The organism is Sphingomonas sp. R86520 (genome assembly GCF_042466285.1).
GTDB lineage: Bacteria > Pseudomonadota > Alphaproteobacteria > Sphingomonadales > Sphingomonadaceae > Sphingomonas.
On the sequence record NZ_JAXHBZ010000001.1, the window covers coordinates 1,659,864 to 1,680,469 of the forward strand.

Genomic DNA, 20,606 nt, shown 5'->3' on the forward strand with positions numbered 1-20,606 from the left:
TCAGCCCGCTACTGGCTCCAGCAGCGTGACCGAGACGGCATCCTCGCCGAGCAGGTCGCCGATCTTTTCGCCGGTCGACAGCGCGGTATCGCCCCACCAATCCTCGATGCCGTCGATATGACGGTCCGCACAGCGTAAGGGGATTACGCAGCGCAGGCTGACGCCCTCATGCACCCGGTGGAAGGCGATGACATGGTCGGCACGGATGCCGGTGATCGCGATCGGTTTGTAATCCCCCGCCGCGAACAACGCGGGGTGCTGACGCCGAAGGGCTAGCAGTTCTGCGATGAGCGTCGCCTTTGGACGCGCTACGGTCTGCAACGACACGTAGTCGACCGGGCGCCGGTTGTCGGGATCGACCAGGCTCAGGTCGGCGATCTCGGTACCCTGATACAGATCGGGGACGCCCGGCACGGTGTAGCGTAGCGCGACCTGCGTCAGGCTGTTGGCGGCCGCTGCCGGCGTGACCCGGTCGACGAAACTGGCGAGGTCGTCGATGAAGTCGCTCGATCGATCCGGGTCGAGAAGCGCCCTCGCAAGATCGTGGCACCGGGTTTCATAGTCTTCGTCCGGCGCCTCCCACGACGATCGTAGCTTGGCTTCGCGCAACGCCTTTTCCTGCCACGCGACGATGCGTTCGGCATAGGCGGACAGGCCCTTCGAATCCCAAGCGGACAGCTTTGCGGGCCATGCGCCGAACAGCGTCTGGAGGAGCATATAGACGTCTGCGGGATCGACCTGGTCGGCGAAGGGCGCGGCCAGGGTCAGCCAATGCTCGACGCGGGTGCGCCAGAGGTCCGGGATCTCGCTCAGCACCGCGAGGCGCGCGCGGACGTCTTCGCCGCGCTTGTGGTCATGCGTCGCAGTCGCCAGCATCGCCGCGGGCCAGTTGCGCGCGCGGTCGATCATCGCGGCGTGGAACGCGTCGATCTCGAGCGACATCCGCGCCGCGTCGAAGCCGACGTCGTTGCGCGAAAGCAGGCGGCCGTAGCGATAGAAGGCGGTGTCCTCGACCGCCTTGGCCGCGATCGGCGCGGAGAGCTGCTGGAATTTCCGGACCGCCTCGGCGGCGAGCGTAGCGTCGCCGGGGCCCTCGCCTGCCAGCCATGACAGGATCCGGTCGACTACCGCGCCCTCGCCCGGCGGCACGAACTGCGCGACGCGGCGGCGGACGGCCTCGCGTATCGCGGCATCCGCTGCTGGGGCTGCATCGCCCGTTCCGTAGGTTCGGTACACGGGGAAAACCCAGAGCAGGCGCTCGATCGCACGGTGGAGCATGCCGGTTGTGAGGCCGTCGCAGTCCGAGGTGGAGCGGGCCAGCGCCACGAATGCCTCGACGCAGCGGCGGTGTTGCGCGTCGAACTGCCACGCGAGCAATTCCTGTCGCGCGCCCAGTTCTTCGGGCGCGAAGTCGGCGGACCGTCCGCTTATGTCCGCCCAGAGTTCGGCGAGCGGTTCGGCGCCGTCGGGCGCGTGGAGCAACGCCGTGACCTGCTCCATGAAGTCGTAGCCGCTGGTGCCATCGACGCCCCAGTCGGTCGCGAGCGGTTCCCCGTCGGCCAGGATCTTCTCGATGACGATATAGGCTGGGCCGGGTGGCGCATCGGCGGGGCGCTCGATCGCGTCGAGCCGCGCGCGGAGTTGGCGGCAATAGCCGGCGGGGTCGGTCAGGCCATCGACGTGGTCAACGCGGACACCGTCGATCAGGCCCTCCGCGTAGAGGCGGAAATAGAGCGCATGTGTGGCGTCGAATACCACCGGATCTTCCACGCGCAGGCCGGCGAGATCGTTGATGGTGAAGAACCGTCGCCAGTTGAGGTCGTCGTTTGCGACACGCCACGACGCGAGGCGGTAATGCTGGCGGTCGACCAGCGCGGCGATGTCGTCGGTCGCCGCCGTGGCCTGGTCTTCGTCGCGGATCGGGAGGCGATGTTCGCCGTATGCTTCGAGGATGTAACGGCCGTCGACCTGCTCGACCTTGAGCGCGCCGCTCGCCAGTGTCGCGGGGAGCGGGTCGCCGAGGATCGGGAGGACCAGCTTCTCGCGCCAGTCGATGTCGAAATAGCGGGCGAACTCGCTGGCTTCGCCCTTTGCGAGCACGTCGTTCCACCAGGCGTTCTCGCCGCCGGCGACGCCCATGTGGTTGGGGACGATATCGATGATGACGCCCATGTCGCGCGCGCGCAGAGCCGCGACGAGGCTACGGAAGGCGTCCTCGCCGCCGAGCTCGGGATTGATGCGGGTCGGGTCGACGACGTCGTAGCCGTGGGTGGACCCGCTCCGCGCCGTCGTGATCGGCGAGGCGTACAGGTGGCTGATCCCGAGCGTGTCGAGATACGGCACCAGCGCCTCGGCATCGGCGAAGGTGAAGTCCTTGTGGAACTGGAAGCGATAGGTCGCGCGCGGCGTGGTGGAGGGCGTCATAGGGGTCTCTTGGCGTTTAGCGTGTCGAGGCGGGCGGCGACTTCGGGGCGGGCAAGCAGCGCCTCGGTCGTGTCGGGCATGCGGCGGCGCCAGTTGGGATGTTCGTCGATCGTGCCGGGCAGATTGGGTTGCTCGACCAACCCGGCGAGATCTTCGACGGGGATGATCGCGAGGGCGCAGGGCGTGCTGGCGACGTGCGCGATGGCGGCGTCGACGACCGGGTCCGTGTCGTCGGGGGCGGGTTGCGGCGTGCCGGTGTCCAGGACGGACCAGAGCGCCTCGCGGTCCTCGGCACGGGCAGCGCGGTCCGCCGGTTCATCGGCGGCGTCCGACTTGCGACCAAGCTCCCAGGTCCAGTCGATATCGCGGCCTTTCCACCAGCCGGCGACGGTGGCGAGGTCGTGCGTGCCGGTCATCGCAACCGCGTCCTGCGACCATGTGGCGGGTGGGACGAAGCCGTCCGCGTCGCGCTCGAACCAGAGGACGCGCATGCCGAGCATCGCGCGCGCATCCATCGCCTCGCGGAACCCGTCGGGGACGGTGCCGAGGTCTTCGCCGATGACGATCGCCCTCGCCCGTTGCAATTCCATGGCGACGATCCGCATCAGGTCGTCGAACGGCATATCGAGATACGCGCCGTCGGCCGCGGATGCGCCCTCGTGAACGACCCAGAGGCGGCGGAGGCCGAACGCGTGGTCGATGCGGATGCCGCCTGCGTGCGCGAGCGCTGCGCGGATCGTCGCGATGAAGGGGGCGAAGGCGGTGTCGCGCAGGGCTTGCGGGTCGAAGCCGGTGATGCCCCAACTCTGGCCGTCGGGGCCGAGCGGATCGGGGGGCGCGCCGATCGACAGGCCGGTGAGCAAGTCGCCGCGCCGGCTCCAGCCGTGGCTGCCGCCGGGATCCATGCCGACGGCGAGATCGGCGATCAGGCCGATCGCCATGCCGGACTCCCTGGCCGCCGTCTGCGCGGCGTCGAGGTCGCGGCGGGCCAGCCATTGGAGGAACGCATAGAACGTCACGTCTTCGGCGTGATCGGCGACGAAACGCCGGACGGTCGGGCTAGCGGGATCGTGAAATCCGGCCGGCCATTGCTGCCAGCCCTTCGCACCGGTGGTGGCGAAGAAATGCGCGTGGAGCGCGTCGAACTCGGCATGGCGTTCGAGATCTTCGCCGCCTTCACGCCGGAATGCGATTAAAGTTTCGCTCAGTTGCGCAGCGTGTTGCGCGAAGGCGTTGCGAAGTCGTTCGAGCTTCGCAGGGATGGCGTGCTGCCAGTCGATCAGGTCTGGCACCGGGTCGTCCGATGGGACGCCGAACGCGGACGGGTTGCCGTAGAGGCCGTTGAGGAATTGCCGGCTCGACGGTGCGTAGGGGCTGTAGCGGCTGGCGTCGGCCGGGAACAATGCGTGCGTGGGGCTGATCGCGAGGGCATCGGCGCCGCGCCGGCCGAACGCGCGGGCGGCATCGGCGAGCGTGCCGAAATCGCCGAACGCGGTTGGGGTCTCGTCGCGGAGGCTCGGGATCTGGACGGCGGGCGCCCAGAGTTTGTGCGCACCTACGGCATCGGCGATCGTGAAGCAGCGGCGTGGCGCGACCAGCAGGTCGATCACGTTTCCAGCGAATTCAAGCCGGTGATAGCCAGTCTGCGCGATCGGCTTCAGCGTACCGTGGTCGCTCGTGACCGAGGCGGACGTGCCGTCTTCCAAGATCAGCGCGGCCTCGCCCGAAGCCTCGGTCGAGAGCCGGATCGGGCGACCGACGTCCACCGAGAGGAAGCGCCCGCCGCGCGCGTTGCGTGCTGCGATCGCGGTCAGGCTGTCGGCGATCTGCTTCTCGTTGTCGGACGGATGCCCGAGCCGATCGAGGATCGTCCGCAACGCGTCGTCGGATACCGTCTGGCGGCGCCCCCCTGCGTCCTGCCATTCGGGTTGCAGGCCGGCGGCGATGGCGAGTGCCTGGATGTTGCTCATCGCTCCAGCCAGACCGTCACGCTGCCGGGCTGGCCAGGGTCGCCATCACCGAAAATAGGCGCGGCGCCGATCTCCGGGAAGGCCGCGGCACTGTCCCCGAGGTTCAGCGCAATCGTCAGGACCGCTCCGTCGCCCATCCGCCAGCGTGCGACGACGGCGCCCTCGCCGATCGCTTCGGCGCCGATCGACGTCGCGCCGCGCAGGCGAGGGATGATCGCTTCGTGGCGGATCTTCAGCAGGGTGCGGTACAGGTCCTGCCACGCCGCCGCATCGGGGCCGGGTTGCGCGCGCGATTGGTGGAACGTCGCATGTGCGTTCGGATCGGGGATCGCCTCGCGGGCTTTAGGATCGGCGAAGGCGGCGAACTTGGCGAATTCCTTGCGGCGGCCTTCGCGCACCGCGTCTGCCAGTTCGTCGTGGAAGTCGGTGAAGAACAGGAACGGGCTTTCGCTGCCGTGCGCGTCGCCCATGAACAGCAACGGGATCTGCGGGCCGAGCAGAAGCAGAGCGGTGGCGGCGCGGAGCTTCTGACGGTGGGTCAGCAGCGTCAGCCGCTCGCCCATCGCGCGGTTGCCGATCTGGTCGTGGTTCTGGAGGAACGCGACGAATGCGGTCGGCGCGAGGTGCGCGCTCGGTTTGCCGCGCGGCTTGCCGTCGTGGTTGGGTGAGCCCTCGCCCTGGTAAATAAAGCCTTCGCCGAGGCAGCGCGCCAGGCGTTCGGCGGGACGATCGGCGAAGTCGGCGTAATAGGCACTGGTCTCGCCGGTCAGCAGGACGTGCAGGACGTTGTGGAAATCGTCGTTCCACTGCGCGTCGAACGCCGCGGGGTGGAGCCGGTCGGCATCGTTCCCCTCGTTCTCGAGGACGAGGTGCACGTGGCGGCCGGCGGTCTTCTCGCGCAGTTCGGCGGCCATCGCGTCGAGGAAGTCGTCGTTCTCGATCGCGTGGACCGCATCGAAGCGGAGGCCGTCGAACTTGTACTCGTTCAGCCACATCAGCGCGTTGTCGACGAAATAGCGGTGGACCGGGGCCTGGTCGACCGCGACCGCGCCGCCCCAGGGGGTGTCGACTTCGGGGTGGAAGAAGCCCTTCGCATAGGCGCCGAGGTAGTTCCCGTCGGGTCCGAAGTGATTGTAGACGACGTCGAGGAACACGGCGAGGCCGAGTTCGTGGGCGCGGTCGACCAAGGCCTTCAGGTCGTCGGGCGTACCGTAGCTTTCGGCCGGGGCGTATGGGAGCACGCCGTCATAGCCCCAGTTGCGGGTGCCGCCGAACGCGTTGACGGGCATGAGTTCGATCGCGGTGATGCCGAGTTCGGCGATCGCCGAGAGGTGGTCCGCGACGCCCGCAAAGCCGCCAAGGGTGCCGACATGGACCTCCTGGATGATCATCTCTTCCCATGGTCGGCCGCGCCAGTCGGGAGTCCGCCACGCATAACTGTCGGGATCGGCGACCATGCTCCAGCCGTGAACGCCGCCGGACTGCGCGCGGGAGGCGGGATCGGGGACCGTCAGGTCGTCGGTCAGGCGGAACCGGTAGCGGGCCCCTGCCCCCACCGGCGCCTTCACGCTGAACCAGCCTTCCGGATCCCGGGTCATGGCGACCGGCTGACCGTCGGCAATCTCCAGCGTTACCGCGTCACGGGCAGGCGCCCATAAGCGGAAAATCGTCCCGTCTTCGGAAAGCGTCGGCCCCCAGGTCATGCTGCCGCGATCGTCCAGGCAAGCAACGCCGCGCCCTGCGGAGGCAGTTCGTAGCTGTTCTTGATCGGCGTCGCCGGCTGGTCGGGCTTGCTGCTGTCGATCAGGACGGTGCGCTCGACCTCTTCGGGCGGCGGCATGTGGAAGGTCAGCGGGCCTTCCGACGCATTGAGGAGGAGAGAGACCACCTGGACTTCACCGGATTCGAGTTCGCAGGCGCGACGCATCACCAGCGCGCGGCCGTTGGTGTTATCCCAATCCTCGGGCGTGAGCTGCTGGCCGCGCTCGTCCCACCATTCGATGTCCTTGAGACCCTCGGCCGGCGTGTCCTCACCGTAGAGGAAGTTACCGGCGCGCAGCATGCCGTATTCGCGGCGCAGAGCGATCAGGCGGGCGGTGAAGTCGATCAGCGCGTCGCCCTCGGGGGACTTGGCCTTGTTCCAGTCGAGCCAGCTGATCTCGTTGTCCTGGCAATACGCGTTGTTGTTGCCGTTCTGCGTGCGGCCGAACTCGTCGCCGGCGACCAGCATCGGCGTGCCGAGCGATGCAAATAGCGTGGTCAGCATCGAACGCATCACGCGCTGGCGGGTCTCGAGGATGTCGGGGTCCTCGGTCGGACCTTCGACGCCCCAGTTGCGCGAGCAGTTGTTCGAGTGGCCGTCGTTATTGTCTTCGCCGTTCGCCTCGTTGTGGCGCTCCTCGTAGGCGACGGTGTCGGCTAGCGTGTAGCCGTCATGCGCGCCGAGCAGGTTGACGCTCGCCCAGGGGCGGCGGGCCCGGCGGTCGAACAGGTCGGCCGATCCGGTCAAGCGGGCGGCGAGGTCGGCGCGCTGCGCGTGGTCGCCGCGCCAGAATTTTCGCACGGTGTCGCGGTATTTGTCGTTCCACTCGGCGAAACCGGGGGGGAAGTTGCCGAGCTGATAGCCGCCGGGGCCGATGTCCCAGGGCTCGGTGATGAGCTTCAGCTTGCCGAGCACGGGGTCCTGGCGGAGCACGTCGAAGAACCCTGCGCCGGGATCGAAGCCGGTGTCCGTCCGGCCGAGCGTCAGGCCGAGATCGAAGCGGAAGCCGTCGATCCCGAAGCTGGTCGCCCAGTAGCGGAGCGAATCCGCGACCATCTGGATCACGCGGGCCTTGGTAAGGTTCAGCGTGTTGCCGGTGCCGGTGTCGTTGATCGAGTAGCGCGGGTCGTCCTTGACGAGGCGGTAATAGCTCGCGTTGTCGAGACCGCGCCAGGAGAGCGTCGGGCCCTGCTCCGAGCCTTCGCAGGTGTGGTTATAGACGACGTCGAGGATGACTTCGATCCCGGCCGCGTGGAGACGGCGGATCGAGCGGCGCAGTTCGTCGTGGCTGTCGGTGGCAAAGAACGAGCGCTCGGGCGTGAAGAAATTGAGGGTGTTGTAGCCCCAGTAATTGCGCAGCCCCTTCTCCTGGAGGAAGCGGTCCTGGATGTAGGTGTGGATCGGCAGCAGCTCGATCGCGGTGACGCCGAGGCGCTTGAGGTGATCGATGACCTTGGGGTTGCCGAGCGCCGCGAAGGTGCCGCGTTCGGAGGGCTGGACCTCCTCGAACAGCTTGGTCAGGCCCTTGGTGTGCGCCTCGTAGATCACCGTCTCAGACCAGGGCGTGTTCGGGCGCACGTCGCGCGACCAGTCGAAATGGCTGTCAGTCACGACGCCCTTCGGCATCGTCAGGGAATTGTCGCGGCGATCGAAGCTCAGGTCGGCGCGCGGCGACTTTACCTGATAGCCGTACATCGCGTCGGTCCAGCGGAGTTCGCCGATCATCTGCTTGGCGTAGGGGTCGAGCAGCAGCTTGTTCGGGTTGAACCGGTGGCCTTCCTCGGGCGCGTACCGGCCATGCGCGCGGTAGCCGTAGACGAGGCCGGGCTGTGCGTCGGGGAGGTAGCCGTGCCAGACTTCGTCGGTCCATTCGGGCAGCGCGTACCGCTTCAGTTCGCGGCGGCCGGTCTCGTCATAGACGCAGAGCTCGATCTTCTCGGCATTGGCGGAATAGACCGCGAAGTTGACGCCGAGGCCGTCGAACGACGCGCCGAGGGGATAGGCCGAGCCGGCGTCGAGCGTGTCGGGCAGTAGATGCAATGCGAGGACCCTTTTCGTGCGTATCGTCTCGCTACAGGCGCGAGTTTATCGCGGTGCAGCATTCCTTGGCGTGAAACCCGCTCGCGGCTTCCTATGTTCCGCACAACGTGGCGAGTTTTCGCCGCATCCTTCCAGGTATCAAGGGGCCATCATGCGCATTCCTTCCACTCTCCGGCTGATCCTCGCATGAGCGGCCCGAAGCTGTTCGAGCCGCTTACGGTCGGCAATCTGACGCTCGCGAACCGCATCGTGATCGCGCCGATGTGCCAGTATTCGGCGGTCAACGGCTGCATGAACGACTGGCACCAGATCCATCTGGGACAGCTGGCACTGTCCGGCGCGGCATTGTTAACGATCGAGGCGAGTGCGGTGCTGCCGGAAGGGCGGATCACCTACGGCGACGTGGGACTGTACGACGATGCGACCGAGGCGGCGATGGCGGGCGTGATCGAGAGTGTGCGGCGCTGGTCCGACATGCCGATCGCGATCCAGCTTGCACACGCCGGGCGGAAAGCGTCGTGCGAGGTGCCGTGGAAGGGCGGTCTGCAGATCGCGCCGGGCGCGCCGAACGGGTGGCAGACCGAGGCGCCGTCGGCCGTGTCGTTCCTGCCCGAGGAGAACGCGCCGGTCGCGCTCGACCGTGAGGGGCTGGCGAAGGTGCGCGATGCGTTCGTCGCCGCGACGGTGCGCGCCGCACGGCTCGGGATCGACGTGGTGCAGTTGCACGGTGCGCACGGGTACCTGCTGCACGAGTTCCTGTCGCCGCTGTCGAACCGGCGTGAGGACGAGTATGGCGGCAGCCTCGAGAACCGGATGCGGTTTCCGCTCGAGGTGTTCGATGCGGTCCGCGCTGCGTTTCCGGCCGATCGAGCGGTGACGATGCGCGTGTCGGGCACGGACTGGGTCGAGGGCGGCTGGGATTCGGAGCAGACTGTGGCGTTCGCGAAGGCGCTGGAGGCACGGGGGTGCAGCGCGATCCACGTATCGAGCGGCGGGAATTCACCGGCGCAGCAGATCCCGGTCGGGCCGAGCTATCAGGTGCCGCTGGCGCGAGCGGTGAAGCAGGCGGTGTCGATCCCGGTCGTCGCGGTCGGGCTGATCACCGATTACGAGCAGGCCGAGGCGATCGTCGGGACGGGCGATGCGGACATGATCGCGCTGGCCCGGACGATCCTGTATGATCCGCGCTGGCCCTGGCATGCGGCGGCGCATCTAGGGGGCAAGGTGAAGGCGCCGAAACAGTATCTGCGGTCGCAACCGCGGCAGTTTAAGGACTTGTTCGAGGGGTAGGCAGCCAGGGGTAAGATTGAGAGCGGCCCGCCCCGCCACTTTCCCGTTCCCCCGCGGAGGCGGGGGTCCAGGGTTACGCACGGTACCGCCTGAGATCCTGGGCCCCCGCCTCCGCGGGGGAACAGGTTTGATCTTCGTGTTACCCAGCCACCGTCATTACCGAACCCGAGTCCACCCGAATGTCCGCGCCGTTGATGAAGCTCGCGCGCTCCGAGCACAGGAACAGGATCGCCGACGCCACCTCGTCCGCCTTGCCGCGACGCTTGAGCGTCATGCCGGGGCGTTCTTCCTCCAGGAACGTCTCGATCGCCTCGTCGAAGCTCATGCCCTTCTCGTCGGCGCGCTTCTGCATCATCTTGTCGGTCATCGGCGTCGCGATGAACGCGGGCGAGACGGTGTTCACCAGCACGTTGTCGCAGCCGTAAGCCTTCGACAGCCCCTTCGACAGGCTGGAGATCCCCGCCTTCGACGCGCAATAGGCGAGCTCGTCGACATAGGGCTGCACCGCGTCCTCCGAGCTCATCAGCACGATGCGGCCCCATTTGCCGGCGCGCATCGCCGGGATCGCCTCGCGGCAGACACGCACCGCGCCCATCAGGTTGATGTTCAGCGTCGAGTGCCAGCCCTCGTCGTCGACCTCCAGAAAGTCGCCGGTCGCACCGGTCACGCCCGCGCAGTTCACGAGGATGTCCGGATCGCCGAGCTGCGCGCGGACCTTGGCGAAGAGCGTCTTGACGTCGTCGAGCTTGGTCACGTCCGCCTCGACCGCGATCACCTCGCCGAGCGCCTTCAGATCCTCGATGCTCTTGGCGAGATCGCCGCCGGGCTGGTCGGTAATCGCGACGCGGACCCCCTCCTGCAACAGCATCCGGGCGGTCTCCTTGCCCATGCCGCTGTCGGCGCCGGTGACGAGTGCGATCTTGCCTGCGATATCGAGATTCATGGCGTATTCCTTAAAGTGTCGGAGAGCGTAACCCGTTCAGACGCCTAGAGTTTCCTCAGGCCCACGCCCTCGGCCCGCCATCGTTCAGCGCGCGGTCGAGGTAGAAGGCGGCGCTGATCAGTGCGAGGTGGCTGAACGCCTGGGGGAAGTTGCCGAGGAACGTCCCGTCCTGCGCGATCTCTTCCGCGAACAGGCCGAGGTGGTTGCCGTGCGCGAGCAGCTTCTCGAAATTGAGGCGCGCCTCGTCGAGCCGCCCTGCCCGTGCCAGACATTCGACGTACCAGAACGAGCAGGCGACGAACGTCCCCTCCTGCCCCGGCAGGCCGTCGTCGATCTTGTAGCGATAGACCTGTCCGTCGTCGGACAGGTCGTCGCCGATCGCCTTCAATGTCGCCAGCCATTTGGGATCGGTCGGGCCGATGAAGCGGACCAGCGGCATCATCAGCAGCGCGCCGTCGACTGCCATGTCCTCCGGCGTATCGCCTTTCGCGCGGACGAAACGGCCGAGATCGTCGTTCCAGAAATTCGCCCAGATCTCGTCGCTGATCTCGGTCCGCGTTTCAGACCAGCGGACCAGCGGCGCGGGGAGCGACCGTTTCTGCGCGAGGCGGACGGCACGGTCGACCGCGACCCAGTTCATCAGCCGCGAGTGGAGGTATTCCTTGTCTGGTCCGCGCACTTCCCAGATGCCCGAATCCGGATCGCGCCACGTATCGCAGACATGGTCGACGACGCGGATGATCGCCTGCCAGGAATCATGCGCAAGCGGCTCGCCGTATTTGCTGCCGAGATAGGTCGCATCGAGCAGCGCGCCGTAGATGTCGTGTTGCGTCTGTCCGTTGGCGTCGTTGCCGACGACGATCGGCGATGCGCCTTCGAACCCGGCGAGATCGAGCTTGCGTTCGGATGCTACGTCACCGCCGTCGAGCGCGTACATCACGCCGAGATGGCCCTTCGAACAGGACTGCGCGCGGTCCATCGCCCAGTGCATGAAACCGACCGCCTCGTCCTGGAAGCCGAGCCGCAGCAGTGCGTAGACGGTGAACGAGGAATCGCGGATCCACGTTGCGCGGTAATCCCAGTTGCGCACGCCGCCAGGGGCTTCGGGCAGGCCGAACGTCGCCGCCGCCGCGATCGAGCCGTGCTTGCGCGAGGTGAGCAGCTTGAGCAGCATCGCCGAGCGCTCGACGGTCTCGCGCCAGCGTCCGCGGTAGAGGGACTGGCGGCTCCACTTGCGCCAGTAGGCGATGTCCTTCTCGACGATGGCGTCGAGCGCGGTCGCGTCGAGCGACACGTCGTCCGGGTTGCCGAGCACCAGCGAAACGGTGTCGCCTTGCGCCAGCACGATCTCCGCGGTCAGGTCGCAGCCATCGGCGACCAGCGTGCCGTTGCCGTGAAAGGTCAGCGCGAGCCCGCATTCGTGATCGAACTTGCCGCGCGACACCTCCGTCTCGCGGCTCGTGACCGACGCGGTTCGCCCCTCGGTCCCGTAATCGAACCGCGGCGCACAGCGGATGCGGATCGTCGCCTCGCCGCGCGTGCACGTGATCCGGCGAACCAGCCGCGACGGCACGTCCTCGTCCGCGTTCCCCACCGGCATCAGGTCGACGAGGTCGATGCTCGCCTGCGCACCCATCCAGCGGGTCATCAGGATGTTGGTCTCGGGCAGGTACATCTGCACGACGCGCGCGTCCGGCAGGTCGGGTTCGATCGCGAAATGCCCGCCCTTGTCCGCATCGAGGAGGCGCGCGAACACTGTCGCGCTGTCGAGGCACGGCCAGCAGAGATAGTCGATGCAGCCGGTCGTATCGACGAGCGCGATCGTCTCCAGATTGCCGATCGCGCCGTGGTCGGCAATCGGCGTCGTGGCCAACTCAACCATTGTCGCGGAAGCCGGGATAGAGCGACATGCCGCCGTCGATCGTCAGCGTCGAGCCGACGATATAGTCCGCCGCATCCGACACGAGGAACAGGGCCGCGCGGGCGACGTCTTCCGGGTCGCCGATGCGGCCATAGGGGATCAGCTCCAGCAGCTTGTCCTGGTCGGCGGTCGCATCCTCGTTGATCTCGGTGGCGATCGCGCCGGGGGCGATGCCGTTCACGCGGATGCGGTCCCCCGCGATCTCCTGCGCGAGCGTGCGCATCAGCATCCCGCTGCCGCCCTTCGACGCAGCGTAATTGGCATGGCCAGCCCAGGGGATGACCTCGTGCACCGAACTCATGAACAGGATCTTCCCGATCGAGCGGCTGAACCCGCGGTCGCCCTGCTGGCGGAACCGACGCACGGCTTCGCGCGAGACGAGGAACTGGCCAGTCAGGTTGACGTCGATGACGCGCTTCCAGTCTTCCAGCGTCAACTCGGCATAGGCTGCATCCTTCTGCATGCCGGCGTTGGCGAAGACGATGTCGACCCCGCCGAAGCGCTCGACCGTCTCGTCGAACAGTTTGAGAACCGCCGCCTCGTCCGACGTGTCCGCTTCGCAGGCGAATGCCTCGCCGCCCGCCTGCTCGATCGCCTCGACCACCGCGCGCGCCTTGTCCGCGCTGCTGTTGTAGTTGACCGCGACCTTCGCGCCCGCCTTGGCGAAGGCGATGGCGGAGGCGCGGCCGAGACCGGAACTCGCGCCGGTAACGATCGCGGCCTGGCCGGTCAGGTCGATGTGCATGGCTGATCTTTCGCTGGGGATTATCGCGGGTTAACGCGCGCCCTTCGGCATTTCTCCCTAGCCCCCGCCCCCCCGGCCAATCTTGCTGATCTGCGTTAACCCGCCTTTTTCGGTGCAACTCTTAGCCCATGCCGCGCGCTGTGGGTCCTGAGACGCTACGAGGACGGCACATGACCAAGACCATCGCCAAGGATACCGGCACACCGCCGCAGGGCGCCACGTTTGAAACGCAGGTCGGCGAAGGCGGCGAGCTGCACCAGATCGCGAGTGGCGACGGCGACGTGCTGACCACGCAGCAGGGTATCCCGGTCGCCGACGACCAGAACTCGCTGAAGGTCGGCGACCGCGGCCCGACGCTGCTCGAGGATTTCCATTTCCGTGAGAAGATCTTCCACTTCGACCACGAGCGGATTCCCGAGCGCGTCGTCCACGCGCGTGGCTATGGCGCACACGGCACGTTCACGCTGAACGAGAGCCTGGAGGAGTTCACCAGCGCAGGCGTGCTCACCGAAGTCGGTGAGCAGACGCCGATGTTCGTCCGCTTCTCGACGGTCGCCGGCAACAAGGGCTCGGCCGATCTGGCGCGCGACGTGCGCGGCTTCTCGGCGAAATTCTACACCAAGGAAGGCAATTGGGACATTGTCGGGAACAACATCCCGGTGTTCTTCATCCAGGACGCGATCAAGTTCCCCGACCTGATCCATGCCGCGAAGCAGGAGCCCGACCGCGGCTTTCCGCAGGCACAGACCGCGCACGACAATTTTTGGGACTTCATCAGCCTGACCCCGGAATCGATGCACATGGTCATGTGGATCATGTCCGACCGCACCATCCCGCGCGGCTTCCGCTTCGTCGAGGGTTTTGGTGTTCACACGTTCCGGCTGATCAATGCCGAGGGCAAGGGCACTTACGTCAAGTTCCACTTCAAGCCGAAGCTAGGCCTGCAGTCGGTCGCCTGGAACGAGGCGGTCAAGATCAACGGTGCCGATCCCGACTTCCATCGTCGCGACCTGTGGGACTCGATTAGCCAGGGCAACTTCCCCGAATGGGATCTAGGTGTGCAGCTGTTCGACGACGAGTTCGCCGACAGTTTCGAGTTCGACGTGCTCGACGCGACCAAGATCATTCCGGAGGAGCAGATCCCGGTTCGGATCATCGGCAGCTTCAAGCTCGACCGGCTCGTCGACAATTTCTTCGCCGAGACCGAGCAGGTCGCGTTCTGCACGCAGAACGTCGTTCCGGGGATCGGCTTCACCAACGATCCGCTGCTGCAGGGGCGTAACTTCTCGTATCTCGATACGCAGCTGAAGCGGCTCGGTAGCCCGAACTTCACGCATATCCCGATCAATGCGCCGAAGATCCCGGTGAAGAACTACCAGCAGGACGGTCACATGGCGATGCGCAACCCCAAGGGTCGCGTGAACTATGAGCCGAACAGCTGGGACGGCCCGCGCGAAAGCCCCTCGAAGGGATACAAGCATTTCCCGTCGCAGGAGACGGGGCGCAAGGCACAGGTGCGTTCGGCGACGTTCGCCGATCATTACAGCCAGGCACGGCAGTTCTTTATCAGCCAGACCGCGATCGAGAAGAAGCATATCGGCGATGCACTGACGTTCGAGCTGTCGAAGGTCGAGCGCGTCGATATCCGTGAGCTGATGGTCGGGCATCTGCTCAACATCGACGAGAAGCTGGCAAAGACGGTCGCGACCGGGCTTGGCCTGAAGACGATGCCAAAGGCGGTGAAAGCTGCGGTCGAGCCGCGCACCGACCTGCCGGCTTCGGATGCGCTCAGCATCCTGAAGAACACCAGCGGCAGCTTCGAGGGTCGCAAGCTCGGCATCCTCGTCACCGACGGCGCGCCGGCGGCGATCGTGCAGGCGCTGGTCGATGGGATCGTCGCGGCGAAGGCCACGTACGAGATCATCGCACCGAAGGTCGCCGGTGCGACGCTCGACGACGGGACGCTCGCGGAGGGCAAGCAGAAGATTGATGGTGCGCCGTCGGTGCTCTACGATGCCGTCGCGATCGTCGTGTCGGCGGACGGTGCGAAGAAGCTCGGCAAGGACAAGCCCGCCAAGGACTTCGTCAGCGACGCGTTCGGGCATGCCAAGTTCATCGGCTTCAACGCCGACGCGAAGCCGTTCCTGGAGAAGGCCGGCATCGAGGACGAGGACATGGACGACGGCGTGATCGCACTTGGCGGCAAGGGTGACATCGACACGTTCCTGAAGACGCTGGGCAAGCTGCGGATCTGGGAGCGTGAACTGAACGTCGACCTGGATGCGGACGCGTTCGAAAACCCCGAGGCTGCTTGAACGCTTCGGTGATACCGATGACACCGCCATCGTACGCCCGGCGTACGGTGGCGGTCGCCATTCCGGTCAAGAACGAGGACGGGTACCTACCCGCCTGTCTCGACGCGCTGGACCTTGCCGCCGGGCGGTATGGTGGCCGCGTGACGATCGTCGCGATGGCGAACAACTGCACCGATCGCACCGTCGAGATTCTCGCTACATGGCGTCCGCGGCACGCAACGCTCGCGTGGGCGGCGGTATCGCTGCTGCCGGGCGCGCGTCATGCCGGCTGGGCGCGGCGGCTCGCGTTCGATGCCGCCGCCGACCTGTTGCCGCACGATACCGACCTGCTGTTGTCCACCGATGCCGACACGAACGTCGCGCCCGACTGGATCGTCCGGGCAGCCGCGCATATCGATGCGGGGAACGATGCGGTTGCGGGGCGCGCGCTGACGCTGCGCAGCGACCGGGCGATGCTGGGAACGACCGCACGGCGGCGGCTCGACCAGCTAGGCCGCTATTATACAGCGCTGGATTATTTGCGTGCGGTCGGCGCGCCGGTCGCGGACGATCCGTGGCCGCGGCATTATTATGAAGGCGGCGCGAGTATCGCGATGACCCGCGCAGTCTATCGGCGGATCGGCGGCGCACCGACCCCGCCCGTTGCCGAGGATCGCGCGCTGTTCGATCGTATTCGCCAGGTCGGTGGCCGCGTGCGTCATCCGCTCGACGTTCGCGTCTTCACGTCCTGCCGGATTGCCGGGCGGGCACCCGGCGGGATGGCAGACGCGGTCGCGCGGTGGATCGACCAGCCGTTGCACGCGCCGTTGCACGAGACCTATGCGGTCGGTGCCGCGCTCGATCCCACCGCGGCGACGGCCGGGGATCAGTTGAGTTTCGCGACGCTGCCCGTAGCGATCGCCGAGGCCCAGGGGTTGATCCGTCTATCCCGCCGGCCTCAACTGCCACAGGTCGAGCCGATACGCTTCGTGCCGGTCGCTGCGAAGAACCGTGACGTCGCCAAGCGCGGCATGGAGTTCGGCGACGGCATCGTCCCCGCTTTTGGGATAGTCGGTCTCACCGACCCAGTGGACCAGCAGCAGATGTCCGCCTGACGTCACCGCGCCGCGCAGATAGGCCGCGAGACGGACGATGTCGGTGCTATCCCAGTAATAGACGACCTCCGACAACAGCACGAGATCGAACCGGCCTTCGGGGGCCTCGTCAGGCAGGCGGCGCTGCTCGATCGTGATGTTCGGCTGATCCGCACAGCGCGCGCGCGCCGAAGCCAGCGCGGTTTCGGACACGTCGACGGCCAGCAAGGCATCGCACCGAGGACCGAGTTGCGCGGTGAGCACACCGTTCGCACAACCGACTTCCAGCAATTTCTCGAACCGGGAGGCAGGCAGTGCGGCGAGCGTCTCGGCGTATTTCGCGGCTTCGTATGCGCTGGTTTCGAAGTCCCAGGGGTCGCCCTTGTCCTTGTAGAGCGCCTCGAAATAGGCTGGCTCGATCGAGTGTTCACGGCGCACGGGCAATCTCCAACAGGAGGGTGGTCGGCCGGTCGAGCAACCGGAGCATCATCTTCGGCAATCGGAAGTTCTCTGCCGCCCCGACGATGCGACCGCCGCGCTGGCTGCGATGACAGGCCATCGCGCGGCGTTGCTGCGGCCGCCCTGCGCGCGTGTCGATCGAGATGACGCGGTGGTTACGGACGCGGCTGGCAAGGTCCGGAACGGTCCAGCCCCACACGAGATACTGGTACAGCCCTACCGAAATGCGCTGCGCTACCGCGGTGGCCAGCGCGGCGGCGGCTTCGTGATCGCAGTGCGGCTCGCCGTCCCACGTCACCGCGATCTGGCGGATACCGCGCGACCGGCACCATGCCGCCAGCCGATCCGCGGTCCGTTCGAACGCGGGGTCGCCGGGCTTGGACGGCGCGGCATCGGGCCAGTCGAGATGCAGCGCGGGTTCAGCGTTCAGGACGTGCAGTGCCGCCGCGGCCTCGGTTCTGCGCAGTCCGGCGATCCGCTTGCGGCTCCAGCCCGGGGCATCGGGATGCGAGCCTGCGCCGTCGGTGACGAAGGCGGTGTAAGCAATTCCGCCCTCCGCCGAGATGGCCGCGATCAGCGCACCACAGCCGAGCGTCTCGTCATCGGGATGCGGTGCGAGGATCAGCCAGGGGCCCTGCGCCGCCGCTGTCGCCGCAGCCATCGGTCGGGCGCGACGGAAAAGCGTTCTCCAGGCGCGGTGGCCCGGCGCTACCACCACCGATCGTCGCCCCAGCAATCATCCTCCAGCCACGCCGCCGCCGCCCGGTCGCGCGCCTGATCCGGCACCGGCTGGCGCAAATACAAGCCGAGGTCGCGCGTGATCCGGTCGATCCGGCTGGCAGCGAAGAACGACGCGGTGCCGACCGATCGCGCCGCCGCCTCCATCGTCTTCAGACCCGCCTCTTCGACGACCCCGCGGGTCATTAGCACGAACGGAATCGCCTCCGCTGCCTGCGTCTCGGCCAGGTTGGCGGCGCGGCGAACCCATAGGCCGGCGCTCCGCGTCTCGGTCAGGCAGGTCGCGAACCGGGCGCGCTGGATCGGATCGGCGCCCTTGCCGGTCTGGACGAGGTGATCGCGCAGATGGCGCACCAGCGCCTCGATCGCGCCGAGCTGGACCGCCGTGAACCGCCACGCGCCGGCGCTGAAACGCGGTTCCCGTTCATAGTCGCCGGGCCCGCCGATCAGCGCGTCATTGCCCAATACCAAGCCGGAAAAGTCGAACCGGCCGCTGCAGGTGCCGCGCATGCCACGGACCTGCCACCCGGCATTGTCGGCGCGTTCGGTTTCGCCGGCGATCGGCACCAGAACGAGCTGCTTCAGACCTTCCGGGTTGCGCGCGGTCACCAGGATGCGGTCGAGATGACCCGCCCCCGTCGCAAAACTCTTGGCGCCGCCCAATACCCAGCGCAGGTCGCCATCCGGGCGAATTTCGAGCCCCGGGTTGGGCTCGGTATTCCAGACCCCGTAAACGCTTCCCGCCGCCAGGTCGGCGTCCAACGTCTGTCGCTGATCGTCGGTGCCATAGGTCGCGACGAGCTGGACCGCGTTCACATGTCCTTCGAACACGCGCCCGAGACTGAGGTCCGCTCCACCGATCGCCCGCAGGACGTCGAGCAGCGCGTCCGTCTCGCCCGTCGTTGCGACCGTCGTGAATGCCGACAGCGCGCCGGCGCCGTACAGCGCGGTGATCCGTTCGGACGGAAACCCCTCGTGCGTGTTGTCCTGATCCCACGCCGCAGCGAGATGACGGACGGTTTCGAGGACGGTCCAGTCCGATGGATATGTGGTCAGCTGACGAGCCCCCGGCAGAGTGTTGGCGTATCGCCATGGTCAGCAGAGAACGCCGGAACGGCGCGAGCGTTGCACCATTGCAGCGACGCAATCGCAAACCGTCTCCCAGGGACAGAACGCTACCGAACCTTTGGTTAACGCTTGTCAGCCATAGCCGCGGCGATCGATCACAAGGGACAGAGTTCGATGGCACGCAAACAGGACAGCTTCGCCCTGATCGGCAGGCGCATGGCGATGGGATCCGCGGACCGTCATGGCAGGACCGGCGCGAGCGACATGCCGCCGATCGCCGACCTGATCCGTCGGATCGAGCGCGCGCTGCTCGAACGTCGCGCGGCCTAGTCCGGGCCGCCTAGTCCGGGCTGCCGGCGGCACCGATCGCGGCGGCATAGAGTTCGGCCGCACGTCGTTCGCGCGGATCCTTGAACGCCTTGGCCGGGTCCGGCGCGTCGCCCGTCGCCCGCAACACCGCCCATAGTGCGAACCGGCGACCGGACTCGCGTTCCGTCCCGAACGCGATCGAGACGCGGTCCCGACCGGCATCGAGCGCAGCCGCGTCGAGTGTGTCGATGTCGGTGGTACCGAAGAAATGCTGCGATATCGCGTCGAGGTCCATCGCCCGTGCATGGCGCCCCACCCGATCAAACGCAATCCGGCCACGCGCGCCGCCCGTCGTCGAACGGCGTAATCGGGCGGTTGCGATCCCCTCGGCGACCTTCTAGATGCGCCCCACACGCAAACATCCGGACGGGTGGCCGAGTGGTTTAAGGCAGCGGTCTTGAAAACCGCCGTAGGGGTAACTCTACCGTGGGTTCGAATCCCACCCCGTCCGCCAGTCAAGTCTGCTAAGTGTTGTGAAACCATAGCTTTCGTGATTTAGATGGCGAGTGACTCACCAAAATCACTAACCAACCGATACATCATCCTTCCTCTCCGTTCCAGCCATTCCGCTTACGCGCAGTTCCCGACATTAGCGGCTCACGCTATCGTCGCCGATTGCCGCCATACATTCAGGCGCACAAAGCGGGATTAATCTGCTCTATGGACCAAGCCGTATTCGTCAAACTGGTGCGCGCGTTGGTGGTCGAACCAGCTGCCAGTGACACCATTTCCCAGATTTCAAATCCGTCGGGCAGGAACTTATCAGAGGAAAGGAAGCGGCGTGCCGCTTGGTTTAACGGGCTCTCAGCCGACCAACGCGCGAACGTAGAATACGCGGTCGCCGACGGCGCGAGGGCTGCCGCATTCGGTCTGTTCTGCGTCCTCGACGGCGCGAGAGTGATCGAGAACGGGCCAAGCCGTGGCCATCTTGAACTGCGCTACATCAACGCGGTGTCTGACACGTTACTCGCTTCCAGCGCTGCTGATATGCCAACATCGCTACATGAGCTTATCTAATCGTTCGTAATCCATGATCGCGAAAGACCGCCCAGTTGTTGCCGTTCTGAACCGTGAGGCGCTTGCTCGAATGCGGCCATTCGTTCAGCATCGCTCGATGACGGATCGAGAGCCCTTCCATGCCTTGATGACAGAGGTTTGCGTAGAACGCGGTTGGTGCGGATCGGTCGTCGATGACCGCCCGATTCACGTCACCGATTTCTTCCCTGATAGAGGAATGGTGACGGTCGATCAGTTCGTCGGGTGGCTGTTCGAAGCCGATGGCGTTGATCCGAGCGGAGACCTCCCAAAATGGCAAAAGCACATCGATGGGCTTCGCGACGCGTTCATACGCCACATGGGCAGCACTTCCGTCGATGTCGAACGTTTGGCCTGGTTCGACAGCTAACGCCCACTTGCGGTCATTACGCTGTTGACCCACGATACCCCAACTGCCGATGTTTGTGTTAGCGAAACAGGAATTCGCGCGTGC

General features: G+C 66.4%; 16 protein-coding genes, 1 tRNA gene and 1 pseudogene. 7 read left to right on the top strand and 11 right to left on the bottom strand.

All coding sequences use genetic code 11. The features are described 5' to 3' along the window. From treY to glgX, 4 genes are read right to left on the bottom strand one after another with little or no spacing between them, the layout of a single operon-like run. Nucleotides 1–2,424 (bottom strand): malto-oligosyltrehalose synthase, encoded by a 2,424-nt coding sequence (treY, locus tag SJY41_RS07570; protein ID WP_380780473.1) that lies wholly within the window; start codon nt 2,422–2,424, stop codon nt 1–3. After that, nucleotides 2,421–4,394: a 4-alpha-glucanotransferase gene (gene malQ, locus SJY41_RS07575; RefSeq protein ID WP_380780475.1), complete on the bottom strand. Its 1,974-nt coding sequence runs from the start codon at nt 4,392–4,394 to the stop codon at nt 2,421–2,423. The genes treY and malQ overlap by 4 nt, the downstream gene beginning before the upstream one ends. After that, nucleotides 4,391–6,097 carry a malto-oligosyltrehalose trehalohydrolase gene (gene treZ / locus SJY41_RS07580; protein ID WP_380780477.1) on the bottom strand — a complete coding sequence of 569 codons (1,707 nt, stop codon included), beginning with the start codon at nt 6,095–6,097 and terminating at the stop codon, nt 4,391–4,393. The genes malQ and treZ overlap by 4 nt, the downstream gene beginning before the upstream one ends. After that, on the bottom strand, nt 6,094–8,196 hold the full coding sequence (gene glgX / locus SJY41_RS07585; protein ID WP_380780479.1) for a glycogen debranching protein GlgX: 2,103 nt from the start codon (nt 8,194–8,196) through the stop codon (nt 6,094–6,096). Before glgX ends, treZ begins: the two co-directional genes overlap by 4 nt. A gap of 186 nt (nt 8,197–8,382) precedes the next feature. On the opposite strand from glgX, the gene SJY41_RS07590 reads away from it, so the two are divergent. Beyond that, nucleotides 8,383–9,486 (top strand): NADH:flavin oxidoreductase/NADH oxidase, encoded by a 1,104-nt coding sequence (locus SJY41_RS07590; RefSeq protein ID WP_380780481.1) that lies wholly within the window; start codon nt 8,383–8,385, stop codon nt 9,484–9,486. 139 nt (nt 9,487–9,625) lie between these two features. On the opposite strand, the gene SJY41_RS07595 is transcribed toward SJY41_RS07590, so the two are convergent. Genes SJY41_RS07595 through SJY41_RS07605 form a run of 3 tightly spaced genes read right to left on the bottom strand, consistent with a single transcriptional unit; the run spans nt 9,626 to nt 13,095 of the window. After that, a complete protein-coding gene (locus SJY41_RS07595; RefSeq protein WP_380780483.1) occupies nt 9,626–10,429 on the bottom strand; it encodes an SDR family NAD(P)-dependent oxidoreductase in 804 nt (267 codons plus the stop codon). Between the two features lie 55 nt (nt 10,430–10,484). Then, complete coding sequence (locus tag SJY41_RS07600; RefSeq protein WP_380780485.1) at nt 10,485–12,311, bottom strand: glycoside hydrolase family 15 protein; 1,827 nt, start codon at nt 12,309–12,311, stop codon at nt 10,485–10,487. Then, nucleotides 12,304–13,095, bottom strand: coding sequence for a glucose 1-dehydrogenase (locus tag SJY41_RS07605; protein WP_380780486.1), 792 nt, complete (start codon nt 13,093–13,095; stop codon nt 12,304–12,306). Before SJY41_RS07605 ends, SJY41_RS07600 begins: the two co-directional genes overlap by 8 nt. A gap of 170 nt (nt 13,096–13,265) precedes the next feature. Between SJY41_RS07605 and SJY41_RS07610 the strand changes: the two genes are divergently transcribed. Both SJY41_RS07610 and SJY41_RS07615 read left to right on the top strand, forming a co-directional pair. Continuing rightward, on the top strand, nt 13,266–15,410 hold the full coding sequence (locus SJY41_RS07610; RefSeq protein WP_380780488.1) for a catalase: 2,145 nt from the start codon (nt 13,266–13,268) through the stop codon (nt 15,408–15,410). Nucleotides 15,411–15,427: 17 nt separating this feature from the next. Beyond that, nucleotides 15,428–15,823 (top strand): annotated as a pseudogene (locus SJY41_RS07615) (glycosyltransferase); the annotation flags it as partial. A gap of 510 nt (nt 15,824–16,333) precedes the next feature. Here SJY41_RS07615 and SJY41_RS07620 read toward each other — a convergent pair. Genes SJY41_RS07620 through SJY41_RS07630 form a run of 3 tightly spaced genes read right to left on the bottom strand, consistent with a single transcriptional unit; the run spans nt 16,334 to nt 18,511 of the window. Beyond that, complete coding sequence (locus SJY41_RS07620; protein ID WP_380780491.1) at nt 16,334–16,921, bottom strand: class I SAM-dependent DNA methyltransferase; 588 nt, start codon at nt 16,919–16,921, stop codon at nt 16,334–16,336. After that, nucleotides 16,911–17,603, bottom strand: coding sequence for a PIG-L deacetylase family protein (locus SJY41_RS07625; protein WP_380780493.1), 693 nt, complete (start codon nt 17,601–17,603; stop codon nt 16,911–16,913). The genes SJY41_RS07620 and SJY41_RS07625 overlap by 11 nt, the downstream gene beginning before the upstream one ends. A gap of 47 nt (nt 17,604–17,650) precedes the next feature. Further along, complete coding sequence (locus tag SJY41_RS07630; protein WP_380780495.1) at nt 17,651–18,511, bottom strand: acyl-CoA dehydrogenase family protein; 861 nt, start codon at nt 18,509–18,511, stop codon at nt 17,651–17,653. Nucleotides 18,512–18,922: 411 nt separating this feature from the next. On the opposite strand from SJY41_RS07630, the gene SJY41_RS07635 reads away from it, so the two are divergent. Further along, nucleotides 18,923–19,078, top strand: a complete 156-nt coding sequence (locus SJY41_RS07635) for a hypothetical protein (RefSeq protein ID WP_380780496.1) — start codon at nt 18,923–18,925, stop codon at nt 19,076–19,078. A gap of 10 nt (nt 19,079–19,088) precedes the next feature. Here SJY41_RS07635 and SJY41_RS07640 read toward each other — a convergent pair whose 3' ends face one another. Further along, complete coding sequence (locus tag SJY41_RS07640) at nt 19,089–19,352, bottom strand: hypothetical protein (protein ID WP_380780497.1); 264 nt, start codon at nt 19,350–19,352, stop codon at nt 19,089–19,091. 129 nt (nt 19,353–19,481) lie between these two features. On the opposite strand from SJY41_RS07640, the gene SJY41_RS07645 reads away from it, so the two are divergent. The 3 genes from SJY41_RS07645 (at nt 19,482) to SJY41_RS07655 (ending at nt 20,522) form a co-directional block, all read left to right on the top strand. Further along, nucleotides 19,482–19,571, top strand: a tRNA-Ser gene (locus tag SJY41_RS07645). Between the two features lie 206 nt (nt 19,572–19,777). Continuing rightward, the gene (locus SJY41_RS07650) at nt 19,778–20,134 is read left to right on the top strand and encodes a hypothetical protein (protein WP_380780499.1); all 357 of its coding nucleotides are present in this window, start codon (nt 19,778–19,780) and stop codon (nt 20,132–20,134) included. A 13-nt stretch (nt 20,135–20,147) separates the two neighbouring features. Further along, entirely contained in the window at nt 20,148–20,522 is a 375-nt protein-coding gene (locus SJY41_RS07655; RefSeq protein WP_380780501.1) for a hypothetical protein, read from the top strand. Nucleotides 20,523–20,606 lie beyond the last annotated feature (84 nt).

Excerpts from the sequence above, each read along its gene's own strand:
- SJY41_RS07605 (WP_380780486.1), bottom strand. The coding sequence starts at position 13,095 with ATGCACATCGACCTGACCGGCCAGGCCGCGATCGTTACCGGCGCGAGT.
- SJY41_RS07595 (WP_380780483.1), bottom strand. The coding sequence starts at position 10,429 with ATGAATCTCGATATCGCAGGCAAGATCGCACTCGTCACCGGCGCCGAC.
- treZ (WP_380780477.1), bottom strand. The coding sequence starts at position 6,097 with ATGACCTGGGGGCCGACGCTTTCCGAAGACGGGACGATTTTCCGCTTA.
- SJY41_RS07640 (WP_380780497.1), bottom strand. The coding sequence starts at position 19,352 with ATGGACCTCGACGCGATATCGCAGCATTTCTTCGGTACCACCGACATC.
- SJY41_RS07635 (WP_380780496.1), top strand. The coding sequence starts at position 18,923 with ATGGCACGCAAACAGGACAGCTTCGCCCTGATCGGCAGGCGCATGGCG.
- SJY41_RS07655 (WP_380780501.1), top strand. The coding sequence starts at position 20,148 with ATGATCGCGAAAGACCGCCCAGTTGTTGCCGTTCTGAACCGTGAGGCG.
- treY (WP_380780473.1), bottom strand. The coding sequence starts at position 2,424 with ATGACGCCCTCCACCACGCCGCGCGCGACCTATCGCTTCCAGTTCCAC.
- malQ (WP_380780475.1), bottom strand. The coding sequence starts at position 4,394 with ATGAGCAACATCCAGGCACTCGCCATCGCCGCCGGCCTGCAACCCGAA.
- SJY41_RS07590 (WP_380780481.1), top strand. The coding sequence starts at position 8,383 with ATGAGCGGCCCGAAGCTGTTCGAGCCGCTTACGGTCGGCAATCTGACG.
- SJY41_RS07610 (WP_380780488.1), top strand. The coding sequence starts at position 13,266 with ATGACCAAGACCATCGCCAAGGATACCGGCACACCGCCGCAGGGCGCC.
- SJY41_RS07650 (WP_380780499.1), top strand. The coding sequence starts at position 19,778 with ATGGACCAAGCCGTATTCGTCAAACTGGTGCGCGCGTTGGTGGTCGAA.
- SJY41_RS07600 (WP_380780485.1), bottom strand. The coding sequence starts at position 12,311 with ATGGTTGAGTTGGCCACGACGCCGATTGCCGACCACGGCGCGATCGGC.
- SJY41_RS07625 (WP_380780493.1), bottom strand. The coding sequence starts at position 17,603 with ATGGCTGCGGCGACAGCGGCGGCGCAGGGCCCCTGGCTGATCCTCGCA.